Consider the following 12,299-nt stretch of genomic DNA (forward strand, 5'->3'; position numbering starts at 1 on the left):
CATGAATGCCGCCGCCTTCTGCCTGGCCTACGCCGGATTCTCCGCCCTGTGCCTGGCCATGGATCGCCATTACGAGGACGTGTTCGACCGCGAGATCCCCCGCCCGCACCGCCTGCTGCTGCGCCTGTTGGGGTGGCTGGGACTGGCCTTGTCGCTGGGCGCGTCCGCGGCGGCCTGGGGCTGGAGCTATGGCACCATCGAATGGGTGGGCATCCTGAGCCTGGCCGGGCTGTTGCTGATCTGGTTCCTGACCTATTGGCCGCGCGCGGCCCTGGCCACCGGAGGCGCCTGCGCGCTGGCCGCGCCGGTGCTGGCCTGGGCGGCCTGACGCCTTTTCGGGGCGGCATGGCGGAGTACACTGCGGCTTCCGTCCACTCGCCTCCCGCCGCAGTCATGAATACCCGCGTCCTCACCGGCATCACCACCACCGGCACCCCGCACCTGGGCAACTATGCCGGGGCCATCCGTCCGGCCATCCAGGCCAGCACGCAACCCGGCGTCGACGCGTTCTTCTTCCTGGCCGACTACCACGCGCTGATCAAGTGCGACGATCCGGCGCGGGTGGCGCGTTCGCGGCTGGAGCTGGCCGCCACGTGGCTGGCCGCGGGATTGGACCCCGAGCGCGTCACGTTCTACCGCCAGTCCGACGTGCCCGAGATTCCCGAGCTGTGCTGGCTGCTTACCTGCGTCACGCCCAAGGGCCTGATGAACCGCGCGCACGCCTACAAGGCCTCGGTCGACCAGAACACGGCCAAGGGCGTGGAGCCGGACGACGGCGTCACCATGGGGCTGTTCTCGTATCCCATCCTGATGGCGGCGGACATCGTGATGTTCAACGCGCACAAGGTGCCGGTGGGCCGCGACCAGGTGCAGCACCTGGAGATGGCGCGCGACATCGCGCAGCGCTTCAACCACCTGTACGGCAGCGATTTCTTCGTGTTGCCCGAGGTGGTGATCGAAGAGGAAGTGGCCACGCTGCCCGGCCTGGACGGCCGCAAGATGTCCAAGAGCTACAACAACACCATCCCGCTGTTCGAGGGTGGCGCCGCGGCGCTGCGCGCGGCGGTGATGCGCATCGTGACCGATTCGCGCCAGCCCGGCGAACCGAAGGATGCCGAGAACTCGCACCTGTACACCCTGTACCGGGCGTTCGCCACGCCCGCCGAAAGCGCCGCGTTCCGCGCGCAGCTCGAGAGCGGCATGGGGTGGGGCGAGGCCAAGACGGCGCTGTACGAGCGCCTGGAAGGCATCCTGGCACCCATGCGCGAGCGCTACGACGCGCTGATGGCCCATCCCGAACGCATCGAGGAGATCCTGCAGCAGGGTGCGCGCAAGGCCCGCGCCATGGCGGCGCCCGCCCTGCAGGTGCTGCGCGAGGCCGTGGGCCTGCGCAACCTGGGCGCGCAGGCGGCCGACAGGAAGGGGGCCAAGGCCAAGGCGGCCAAGGGGGCGCGCTTTGTCAGCTTCCGCGATGCGGACGGCAGCTTCCGCTTCCGACTGCTGGCTGCCGACGGCCAGGAGCTCCTGACCTCGCAGGCCTATGCCGACCCCAAGCAGGCGGGCGCCGCCATGAAGCGACTGCCCGCCGAGGCGCAGTTGCGCGCCACCGGCGAGGCCTCGTATGCCGTCCAGCTGGACGGCGCGGACGTGGCCGCCAGTCCCGCAGGCAGCGTGGCGGGTACCCTGGACCGTGCCCGCGAGGCGCTGGCCGAACTGGCGCAATGAGCCATCGGCAGCGGGGCGAGGTTCGCGAAACGAACCCGTCCCGTTTTTTTATGCCATAAGTTTGCTCAAAAATTGAGCGCAGACATTTTGTTTCGATAGACAACTCTTGTGGTAATTTCCGACTCCGTCGGAGGCCGTTTTCTGCCTTCAGGCCGTACTACCTGTCTCAAGCGAGCATCATGTCCATTCCCCTGTATCCGGCCATGCGGGCCGGCTGGGCTGTATTGCTGTGCCTGGCCTGCTGGAGCGGCGCCGCCGGCGCATTGGAATTGAATCCCGACCGGCTGCGCCACACAGCCGAGAGCCGCTATGGCCCGCAGGCGGTGCAGGCCGTGGCCGACTGGCTGCTGCAATTGCACAACGATGCGGCGTTGCCGGAGCGCGACAAGATCGACCGCGTCAACGACTTCTGGAATCGCAGCCTGCTGCCGGCCGAGAGCATCGCGCGGCCTGCGATGGACTGGGCCACGCCGCTGGAGATCCTGGCCCGGGGGCGCGGCGCGTACGCCGACTATGCCATCGGCAAATATTTCTCGCTGGCGGTGCTGGGCGTGCCCGTGGACCGCCTGCGCTTCATCTACGTCGAGGCCCGGCCCGAAGGCGGACGGCCGCTGCCGCACATGGTGCTGGGCTATTACCCCACGCCCAGCGCCGAGCCGCTGGTGCTGGACAACCTGGCCCAGGCCGTGCTGCCCGCCACGCAGCGCCCCGATCTGATCCCCGTGTTCAGTTTCAGCGCGGGCGGCGTCTATCTGGACGACGGCCGCGCCGCCCCGGCCGATCGCGTCGGCCGCTGGCGCGCGCTGCTGCTGCGCATGCGGCGCGAAGGCCTGGAACCCTGATTGGAGTGTGTAGGAAGTGCCCATGTCGATTTTTCGGCGATTGCTGCTGAGTATTTCCCTGGTGATAGCCGCCATCCTGGTAGGCGTGCTGGCCCTGAGCCTCTCGTCCGCGCGCGAATACCTGTCCGGCCAGTTGCAGATGCAAGGCCGCGACGCGGCCGTGTCCCTGGCGCTGGCGCTGTCCCAGCCCGGCAGCGCGGATCCCGCCGTGCAGGCGCTGCTGGTCAGTTCGCTGTTCGATGGCGGCAACTTCCGGGAAGTGAGTTTCGAGGACGCGCAGGGCAAGCCCATCGTGCAGCGCCGTCACGACCAGGCCGAGCAGCCGGCCGTGCCGGCCTGGTTCCGCACCTTGGTGCCCCTGCATGCGCCCGCCGTCAGCCACGCCGTGAACAACGGCTGGCGCCAGATCGGCTCGGTCACGCTGGTGGCCGATGACGCCTATGCCTGGGAGACGCTGTGGAGCAGCTGCCTGCGCATGATGGGGCTGGTGCTGGCGGCCGGGCTGCTGTGGAGCCTGTTCGCCTGGTGGCTGGCCCGCTGGCTGCGCGGCGGCGTCATGTCCGAGCTGAGCGAGCACGTGCGCACGCTGGGCCGCGGCCAATGGAATCGCGCGCCCGCAGTCCCGCGCGTGGCCGAGATGAGCGACGTGGCCGACGCCGTGAACGAAGCGCGCGAGCAGCTGCGTTCGACGGCCGAGGCGCAGGCTGCCCGCGCCGAGTCCATGCGCGTGGAGCTGGACCGCGACGTGGTCACCGGCGCCGCGAGCCGCAAGGCCTTCCTGCAGGACCTGGAGTCGGCCCTGGCCGAGTCCGTCGAGGACGCCGAGGCGCGCCAGCGCTATCCCATGGGCCACGTGCTGGTGTTCCGCCAACGCGACCTGGCGGGCATCAACCGCCACATGCATCGCGCCCTGGCCGACCAATGGCTGCGCATGGTGTACGAGCGGCTGCACAGCGTGGTGTCGGCGCGGCGCCAGCCCGGCGCCGTGCTTGGCCGCCTGAACGGCTCCGACTTCGCGCTGTTGTTCCCGAATTCCACCACGCCGGTGGCCACGCTGCTGGCCGAACGCCTGCGCGCCGAGCTGCGCCACCTGCGCATCCCGGTGGGCGAGGGCGCGCTGTGCCGCTGGGCGCTGGCGCTGACGAACTACCTGCCGGGCGCGCAGCCCGGCGACGTGCTGGCGCGCCTGGACCATGCGCTGATGCAGGCCGAGAGCCTGGGCGACGACCAGCCGCAGTTCGCGCCCGAGGACGCGCCGCAGGGCCTGGCGATGGGCGAGACGGCCTGGAAGGAAGCGATCCAGAACGGCGTGCGCCTGAGCCTGTATTCGCTATCGGTGGACCCGCTGGTGGACCTGCACGGCCAGGTCGTGCGCCACGAGGCGCAGCTGACCCTGCAGGCCAACGGCGCGCAAGAGGCGATACCCGCCCATCTGTTCATTCCCGCGGCGGTGCGCCTGAACCTGTCGGCCGACTGCGACCTGCAGGCGGTGCGGCTGGGGCTGGACTGGCTGGCGGAAAATGCCGGCGACCTGACGGTGCGCCTGTCGCTGCCGTCGCTCAAGCAGGCCAGTTTCCTGACGCAGCTGCACAAGCTGCTGTCCGAGTCGCCCCCCCTGGCGCGCCGCCTGTTCGTGGAGATCGATGCGCACGGCCTGGTCGAGCAGTACGCCACCGTGGAAGACCTTTGCCGGCTGGCGGCCCGCCTGGGCACGCGCGTGGGCCTGCGCCGCCTGGCGCAGCAGTTCAGCGCGCTGACGCGCCTGCATGGCCTGCCGCTGGCCTACGTGAAGCTGGGCGGCGGCTTCGTGTCCGGCCTGGCGAAGAGCCCTGGCAGCCAGGCGCTGGCCGCCACGGTGATCGACCTGGCACACCAGCGCGACATCGACGTGTGCGCCGAGGACGTGCCTGACGCGCAGACACGCCAGGCGCTGGAGGCGCTGGGGATCACGCTGATGCGGGGTCCGGGGGTGGTGGCGGCCTGAGCGGCCCGTGGGCCGATGGGGCAATGCAACGGGCCGTCCGGCCGCTGGCCCGGCACGGCCCGACCTGACCTGGCTCGGGCGGCAACGGGTCGACGTCCGGAACGGACTGGCCGAATCCCGCGTCACGGCGAAAAAAGCGGCGGTCCATGGACCGCCGCTTTTGCGTCGAATGCCCGCGTATCAGCGCTTGAGCTTGGCGAACGCGTCCGCCATCGCGCTGTTGGACGGGGCCGCCGCGCCGCGGCCGCCATCCTGGCCCGGACGACGCGCGCCGCGATCGCCGCCGCGCGGCGCCGGCGCCGCGCCCGAGCCACCGCCGCGTCGCGCCGGCTCCGCCGCGTCGTTCAGGCGCATCGTCAGCGCCACGCGCTTGCGCGCCGCGTCGACTTCCAGCACCTTCACCTGCACCGTCTGGCCCACGCGCACCACGTCGCGCGGATCCTTGACGAACTTCTCGGCCAGCGCCGAGATGTGCACCAGGCCGTCCTGGTGCACGCCGATGTCGACGAAGGCGCCGAAGTTGGCCACGTTGGTGACCACGCCTTCCAGCACCATGCCGGGATACAGGTCGTTCAGCGTCTCGACGCCTTCCTTGAACTGCGCCGTCTTGAATTCCGGACGCGGATCGCGGCCCGGCTTCTCCAGTTCGCTGAAGATGTCGCGCACGGTGGGCAGGCCGAAGCGTTCGTCGGTGAAGTCCGCGGGCGATACGCCCTTCAAGGCCTCGCGCTGGCCGATGATCTGCTTCACGTCGGCCTTGATGCGCGCCACGATGCGCTCGACCACCGGATAGGCTTCGGGGTGCACCGACGAGGCGTCCAGCGGATTGTCGCCGTTGGGGATGCGCAGGAAGCCCGCCGCCTGCTCGAAGGCCTTGTCGCCGAAGCGCGGCACGTCCAGCAGCTTCTTGCGCGTGGGGAAGGCGCCGTTGGCGTCGCGCCAGGACACGATGTTCTTGGCCAGTGTCGTGTTCAGGCCCGACACGCGCGCCAGCAGCGCGGCCGAGGCGGTATTCACGTCCACGCCCACGGCGTTCACGCAATCCTCGACCACGGCGTCCAGCGAGCGCGCCAGTTCGCGCTGGTTGACGTCGTGCTGGTACTGGCCCACGCCGATGGCCTTGGGATCGATCTTGACCAGCTCGGCCAGCGGGTCCTGCAGGCGGCGAGCGATGGACACGGCGCCGCGCAGCGTGACGTCCAGGTCGGGAAATTCCAGCGCGGCGGTTTCCGAGGCGGAGTACACCGAGGCGCCGGCCTCGGACACCACCACGCGCGTGAGCGCCAGGTCGGGGAAGCGCGCCATCATGTCGGCCACCAGCTTCTCGCTTTCGCGCGAGGCGGTGCCGTTGCCGATGGCGATCAGCTCGACCTTGTGGCGCGCGGCCAGCGCGGCCAGCGTGGCGATGGTGCCCTCGCGGTCGCGGCGCGGTTCGAAGGGATAGACGGTGGTGGTGTCGACCACCTTGCCGGTGCGGTCGATGACCGCGATCTTGCAGCCGGTGCGGATGCCGGGATCCAGGCCCAGCACGGCCTTGGGGCCGGCCGGCGCGGCCAGCAGCAGGTCCTTCAGGTTGGCGGCGAACACGCGGATGGCCTCGGCCTCGGCGCTGTCGCGCAGGCGGCCGAACAGCTCGCTCTCGAAGGCCGTCAGCAGCTTCACGCGCCAGGTCCAGCGGCACACCTCGCCCAGCCAGCGGGCGCGGGGCGGGGCGTCGGGGGCGAACAGGCTGCCGCCGGGCCGCCCCAAGGCAGCCTGCGCCCCCCTGGGGGGCAGCGAGCCGCCAGGCGCGGCGTGGGGGCCCTCTTCGCCGCCAAGTTTCAGGAACGACGCCACGCGCGCCACGCACGGATGGGGCGTCAGCGCCTCCTGGTCGGCGTCCAGCCCCACGCGCAGCTCCAGCACGCCCTGCTGGCGGCCGCGCAGCAGCGCCAGGATGCGGTGCGAGGGCAGGGTGCGCAGCGTCTCGTTGAAGTCGAACCAGTCGCGGAAGTTGGCGCCTTCGGCCTCCTTGCCGTCGCCCACCTTGGAATACAGCACGCCCGTGTTCCACAGGTGCTCGCGCATGTCGGCCAGCAGGTCGGCATTTTCGGCGTAGCGTTCGGCCAGGATGTCGCGCGCGCCGTCCAGCGCGGCCTTGGCATCGTTGATCGAGGCTTCGGGATTCAGGTATTGCGCGGCCAGCGCGGCCGGATCGCAGGCCGGGTCGGCCAGGATGGCGTCGGCCAGCGGCTCCAGGCCCGCCTCGCGGGCGATCTGGGCGCGCGTGCGGCGCTTGGGCTTGTAGGGCGCGTACAGGTCTTCCAGTCGCTGCTTGGTGTCGGCCGAGGCGATCTCGCCCTGCAGCTCGGGCGTCATCTTGCCCTGCTCGGTGATCGACTGCAGGATGGCGCCGCGGCGCGTTTCCAGCTCGCGCAGGTAGCCCAGCCGCACCTCCAGGTCGCGCAGGACGGTGTCGTCCAGGGCGCCGGTGGCTTCTTTGCGGTAACGGGCGATGAACGGCACCGTGGCGCCGCCGTCCAGCAGCTCGACCGCGGCCGCCACCTGCGTGGCGCGCACCTGCAGTTCGGTGGCCAGTTGGGCGATGATCCGGGCCTGGTCGACCCCGGGCGCGGCGTTCGTGGTGGAAGAGATCTCAGGCATCTTTCGCGACGTCGGCAAAGGAAAACAAGGGGCGGATTTTGCCATAAGCCGCCGCCGCGACCCGTCTCCAGACGTGACGCACCTGGCACGGCGCCCCGGGAGGGGCGGGTATCATGATGGTCTGCGCGGCGCTGCCCGCGCCTCATCCGCTTCCGTTCGCGCCCGTGCGGCGGCCCGGCCTTTCCCCTGCGCACGCTTCCCATGCTGGACCTGGACATCACCGAATTCTTCGCCGACGACGGCCCGCTGGCCCGCGCCTTGCCCGGCTACCTGCGCCGGCAGTCGCAGGTCGACCTGGCCCAGGCCATCGAGCGCACCATGGCGCGGCGCGGCACGCTGGTGGCCGAGGCGGGCACCGGTATCGGCAAGACCTGGGCCTACCTGGTGCCGGCCTTCGCGCGCGGCGAGAAGGTGCTGGTTTCCACCGGCACACGCACGCTGCAGGACCAACTCCATGCCCGCGACCTGCCGCGCGTGCGCGCCGCGCTGGCGCTGCCCGTGACGGCCGCGCTGCTCAAGGGCCGCGGCAACTACGTGTGCCACTATCACCTGGACCGCCTGCAGGGCGACGAGCGCGCCCTGAAATCGCGGGCCGAGATCACCCAGCTGCGGCAGATCCAGGTGTTCGCCGGCATCTCCAAGACCGGCGACCGCGCCGACCTGGCCCAGATTCCCGAGGACGCGGACATCTGGCAACGCGTCACCTCCACCCGCGAGAACTGCCTGGGACAGGACTGTCCGCGCATCCGCGACTGCTTCGTGGTCAAGGCGCGCCGGCAGGCGCAGGAGGCCGACGTGGTGGTGGTGAACCACGCGCTGTTCATGGCCGACATGGTGCTGCGCGAAGAGGGCGTCACCGACCTGCTGCCCGAAGTCGACACGGTGATCTTCGACGAGGCGCACCAATTGCCCGACACGGCCACGCGCTTCCTCGGCAACAGCGTGTCCACGCACCAGCTGCTGGACTTCGGCCGCACCATGGAGGCAGCCGGCCTGGCCTACGCGCGCGAGGCCGCCAAGTGGGGCGACATCTCGCGCGACGTCGAGACCGCCGCGCGCGAGCTGCGGCTGGCCTGTGCGTCGCTCGAGCGCGTGCCCGGCCGCAAGGCCACCTTCGAGGCCATGCCCGAGCCCGAGGTGTTCGACGCCGCGCTGGCGGTGCTGCGCAAGACGCTGGACGCCGCCACGCGGGCCCTGGCCGGCGTGGCCGAGAAGCATCCCGACCTGATGGCCGCCGCGCGCGGCGGCGCCGACCTGGTCACCCGCCTGTCGCGCTGGGCGTCGCCGGGGCGGCCGGGCGCATCGGAAGAACACCTGGACCCGGGCTGGGGCACGGACGCCAATGGCCCCGAGGCCCAGGCGGTGGCCGAGGCCGCCGCGCCCGAGGTCGCGGCCGCGCGCGAGGCGGCCCAGGCCGTGCTGCGCGAAGCCGCCGCCGAGGTCTCCTGGACCGGTCCGGCCGTGCGCTGGGTCGAGCACGGCCAGCATCACGTGCGCCTGCACGCCGCGCCGCTGTCGGTGGCGCAGGCCTTCTCGCGCAACCGCAAGCCCGGGCAGGCGTGGATCTTCACGTCCGCCACGCTGTCGGTGCACGGCGATTTCAACCACTTCACCAGCCAGCTGGGCCTGGACGATGCGGAAACCGGCCGCTGGGAGTCCCCGTTCGACTATCCCAACCAGGGCCTGCTGTATGTGCCGCAGGGCATGCCCGAGCCGCAGTCGCCGCATTTCACGGAACGCTTCGTCGACACCCTGATGCCGCTGCTGCAAGCCAGTCCCGGCGGCGCGCTGGTGCTGTGCACCACGCTGCGCGCCGTCGACCGCGTGGCCCAGGGCCTGAAGGAAGCCTGCGAGGACGCCGGCCACGAGTGGCCCATCCTGCGGCAGGGCGAGGCCACGCGCCGCGACCTGCTGGAGCGCTTCATCAAGCTCAAGCATCCGGTGCTGGTGGGCAGCGCCAGCTTCTGGGAAGGCATCGACCTGCCCGGCGACGTGCTGACCCTGGTGGCCATCGACAAGCTGCCTTTCGCACCGCCCGACGACCCCGTCATCGAGGCCCGCCTGCGCGCCTGCCGCGCGCGCGGCGGCAATCCGTTCGAGCAATACCAGCTGCCCGAGGCGGCCATCGCCCTCAAGCAGGGCGCGGGGCGCCTGATCCGCACCGAAAGCGACTGGGGCGTGCTGGTGGTGGGCGACGCCCGCCTGGTCGAGAAACCCTACGGCAAGCGCCTGTGGCGCGGCCTGCCGCCGTTCGCGCGCACGCGCGACATGGACGCCGCGCTGGCGTTCTTCGCGCGGCGATCGGCGGGCGATCCCGCGGCGGGCGATCCCGCGGCGGGCGGCCCCGCGGCGGGCGGCCCCGCGGCGCTCCAGGAAGAACCCTGAAATGCCGACGGCCCGCGTGCAGCGGGCCGTCGTGGGCATTCAGCGCAGGGGCGGCCGGAGGGCCGCACCGCGTGGCATCAGCGCGAGAAGGGGTTCCACCAGCTCTTTTCGGCGGACAGGCCCTCGGTCTTGAACTTGCTGTTGGGATAGTTCTGGGCCAGCACGCGGCTGGCATCGGCTTCCAGGTCCTTCATGCCCAGCTTGCCGTAGGACTGCTGCAGCAGGTACAGCGCTTCCTCGGCGGCGGGCACGCCTTCGAAGTCGGTGATGACGGTCTGGGCGCGGTTGGCCGCGGCCAGGTAGGCGCCGCGCTCGTAGTAGTAGCGCGCCACGTACACCTCGTTCATGGCGATGGCGTTGACCAGCCAGGTCATGCGCTGCTGCGCGTCGGGCGTGTAGCGGCTGTTGGGATAGCGCTTGATCAGTTCGGAGAACGCGTCGTAGGACGCGCGCAGGCCCTTGGGATCGCGCTCGGCCGGGTCCTGGCCGGTGATGTTCGTCATGAACGCGCTGGCGGGCGTGAAGTTGATCAGGCCCTTCAGGTACAGCATGTAGTCGGTGCCCGGATGGTTCGGATACAGCTGCTGGAAACGGTCGATGGCGGCCAGCCCCTGCTCGTTCTCGCCGTCCTTCCAGTTGACGTAGGCCAGCTCGATCAGGGCCTGCTGGGCATGCACGCTGAACGGATAGCGGCTTTCGATGGAGGTCAGGCGGGTACGGGCGTTGTCCCAGTTGCCGGCGGAGACTTCCTCCTTGGCGTCGGCGTAGAGCTGTTCGGCGCTCCAGCCCGCGGTGGGGTCGTAGTCGCTCTTGGCGCCGCCGCAACCGGCGATCAGGAGCAGCGCCGACAGCGCGATCGCCGCGCGCAGGGCCGGCCCGCGTCGGATGGCGGAAGACGAGGGAGCAGCGGTGCGGTGAATCACGAGGCGAATTTCCTAAGTGGTAGCATGGCAGGCCGATTATATGATTTGTCTCCATGTCCGACACAGCCGTCTGCCCAGACCCGCTTTCCGACGATGAACCGTTCGTGATCGCGCTGCCGCTGCGGACCCAGGCCGACCGGCTGGACAAGGTGCTGGCGGGGCTGCTGCCCGGCCATTCGCGCAGCCGGCTGCAGGGCTGGATCGAGGCCGGCCACGTGCACGTCAACGGCGCCCCGGCCAAGGTGCGCCAGATCGTCGGTCCCGGCGACCGCCTGGCCGTCTGGGAGCAGCCCGCTCCCGAAGACCTGGCCTTCTCGCCCGAACCCATCGACTTCACCGTGGTGGCCGACGGCCCCGACTGGATCGTGGTCGACAAGCCCGCCGGGCTGGTCACCCATCCCGGCGCGGGCAACTGGAGCGGCACGCTGTTGAACGGCCTGCTGCACCGCTATCCCGAACTGACGCGCGTGGCGCGCGCCGGCATCGTGCACCGCCTGGACAAGGACACCTCGGGGCTGATGGTCGTGGCGCGCAACGAACTGGCCCAGACCCACCTGGTGCGCCAGCTCCAGGCCCGCACCGTGGGCCGGGAATACCTGGCGCTGGCGCAGGGCCATCTGCGCGCCGAGGGCACGGTCGACCGCGCCATCGGCCGCGACGCGAAGGTGCCCGTGCGCATGAGCGTCGAGCGGCCCGTGGCGCCCAAGCCCGCCATCACGCACTACCGCGCCGAGCGCCAGGGCGCGACGGCCGACGCGCGGCCCGTCTCGCAGGTGATCTGCCGGCTCGAGACCGGCCGTACCCACCAGATCCGCGTGCACCTGGCCAGCCTGGGCCATCCGCTGCTGGCCGACGTGCTGTACGGCGGCCAGGCCCTGGCCGGCGCGCGGCGCCAGATGCTGCATGCGCGCGCGTTGCGCTTCGACGACCCCGGCGGCGCCGGCCTGGTCGAATTCCAGTCGGCGCTGCCCGCCGACATGACCGCCGTACAGGATGCGATTCAATGGACTACGTGATCGGTGGGCTGCCCGTGGTCGGCGGCCCGCGCTGGCAGGGGGTGCGGTACTTCTGCACCACGCGCGGCGGCGGCGTCGGCGCGGCCCCGCACGACACGCTCAACCTGGGCATCCGCGCGGGCGACCGCCCCGAGGCCGTGGCCGAGAACCGCCGCCGCGTGCGCGCGGCGGTGCCGTCCGATCCGCTCTGGCTGCGCCAGGTCCACAGCGCCGACGTGATCGACGCGGACGGCGACGTCGCGGACGACACGCCCGGCGATGCCAGCGTCACCACGCGGCCCGGCCGGGTGCTGGCCGTGATGGCGGCCGATTGCCTGCCGGTGATCCTGGCCGACGATCAGGGCACCGTGCTGGGCGCGGCCCACGCGGGCTGGCGCGGCCTGGCTGGCGGAGTGCTCGAGAACACGCTGGCCGCCATGCGCGCCAAGGCGCCGCAGGCGTCGGGATGGCGGGCCTGGATCGGTCCCGGCATCGGCCCGTCGCACTTCGAGGTCGGCCACGATGTGCTGCAGGCGTTCGCCGACGGCGATGCCGAGGCCGCGGCGTTCTTCTTGCCGCGCCCCGGCATCGCGGACAAGTGGCTGGCCGACCTGCCCGGCCTGGCACGCTTGAAGCTGCAGCGCGCCGGCGTGGCCGAGCCCGACGTCAGCGGCCTGTGCACCGTGAGCGACCCGCGCTTCTTCTCGTACCGCCGCGACAAGGAGACGGGCCGCATGGCCGCGCTGGCGTGGCTGGCTCCGCGCGGCACCGCGGCATAGATCGCGCCGCTGCGGCCGCATCC

8 protein-coding genes and 1 pseudogene are annotated in these 12,299 nt (G+C 71.2%); 7 read left to right on the forward strand and 2 right to left on the reverse strand.

What is annotated here, in order from left to right; genetic code table 11:
• Position 1: 1 nt before the first annotated feature.
• The 4 genes from FS845_RS20735 to FS845_RS20750 all read left to right on the forward strand — a co-directional run bounded on the left by FS845_RS20735 (position 2) and on the right by FS845_RS20750 (position 4,551).
• Positions 2-328 carry a DUF3325 domain-containing protein gene (locus FS845_RS20735; protein WP_144638865.1) on the forward strand — a complete coding sequence of 109 codons (327 nt, stop codon included), beginning with the start codon at positions 2-4 and terminating at the stop codon, positions 326-328.
• A 65-nt stretch (positions 329-393) separates the two neighbouring features.
• Positions 394-1,725 (forward strand): tryptophan--tRNA ligase, encoded by a 1,332-nt coding sequence (locus FS845_RS20740; protein ID WP_144638867.1) that lies wholly within the window; start codon positions 394-396, stop codon positions 1,723-1,725.
• Positions 1,726-1,904: 179 nt separating this feature from the next.
• Positions 1,905-2,567: a transglutaminase gene (locus tag FS845_RS20745; RefSeq protein WP_144638869.1), complete on the forward strand. Its 663-nt coding sequence runs from the start codon at positions 1,905-1,907 to the stop codon at positions 2,565-2,567.
• 22 nt (positions 2,568-2,589) lie between these two features.
• Complete coding sequence (locus FS845_RS20750) at positions 2,590-4,551, forward strand: LapD/MoxY N-terminal periplasmic domain-containing protein (protein WP_144638871.1); 1,962 nt, start codon at positions 2,590-2,592, stop codon at positions 4,549-4,551.
• A gap of 180 nt (positions 4,552-4,731) precedes the next feature.
• Here FS845_RS20750 and tex read toward each other — a convergent pair whose 3' ends face one another.
• The gene (gene tex / locus FS845_RS20755; RefSeq protein WP_144638873.1) at positions 4,732-7,194 is read right to left on the reverse strand and encodes an RNA-binding transcriptional accessory protein Tex; all 2,463 of its coding nucleotides are present in this window, start codon (positions 7,192-7,194) and stop codon (positions 4,732-4,734) included.
• 201 nt (positions 7,195-7,395) lie between these two features.
• Between tex and FS845_RS20760 the strand changes: the two are divergent.
• Positions 7,396-9,510, forward strand: a pseudogene (locus tag FS845_RS20760) (ATP-dependent DNA helicase); the annotation flags it as partial.
• 146 nt (positions 9,511-9,656) lie between these two features.
• Here FS845_RS20760 and FS845_RS20765 read toward each other — a convergent pair.
• Complete coding sequence (locus tag FS845_RS20765; protein ID WP_186332370.1) at positions 9,657-10,448, reverse strand: outer membrane protein assembly factor BamD; 792 nt, start codon at positions 10,446-10,448, stop codon at positions 9,657-9,659.
• A 107-nt stretch (positions 10,449-10,555) separates the two neighbouring features.
• On the opposite strand from FS845_RS20765, the gene FS845_RS20770 reads away from it, so the two are divergent.
• Together FS845_RS20770 and pgeF are read left to right on the forward strand one after the other, a co-directional pair.
• Positions 10,556-11,518 carry an RluA family pseudouridine synthase gene (locus FS845_RS20770; protein WP_144638877.1) on the forward strand — a complete coding sequence of 321 codons (963 nt, stop codon included), beginning with the start codon at positions 10,556-10,558 and terminating at the stop codon, positions 11,516-11,518.
• Entirely contained in the window at positions 11,506-12,276 is a 771-nt protein-coding gene (pgeF, locus tag FS845_RS20775) for a peptidoglycan editing factor PgeF (RefSeq protein WP_144638878.1), read from the forward strand. The genes FS845_RS20770 and pgeF overlap by 13 nt, the downstream gene beginning before the upstream one ends.
• The last annotated feature ends 23 nt before the right edge of the window (positions 12,277-12,299 follow it).

The organism is Bordetella genomosp. 13, assembly GCF_007679965.1.
Lineage (GTDB): Bacteria > Pseudomonadota > Gammaproteobacteria > Burkholderiales > Burkholderiaceae_B > Bordetella.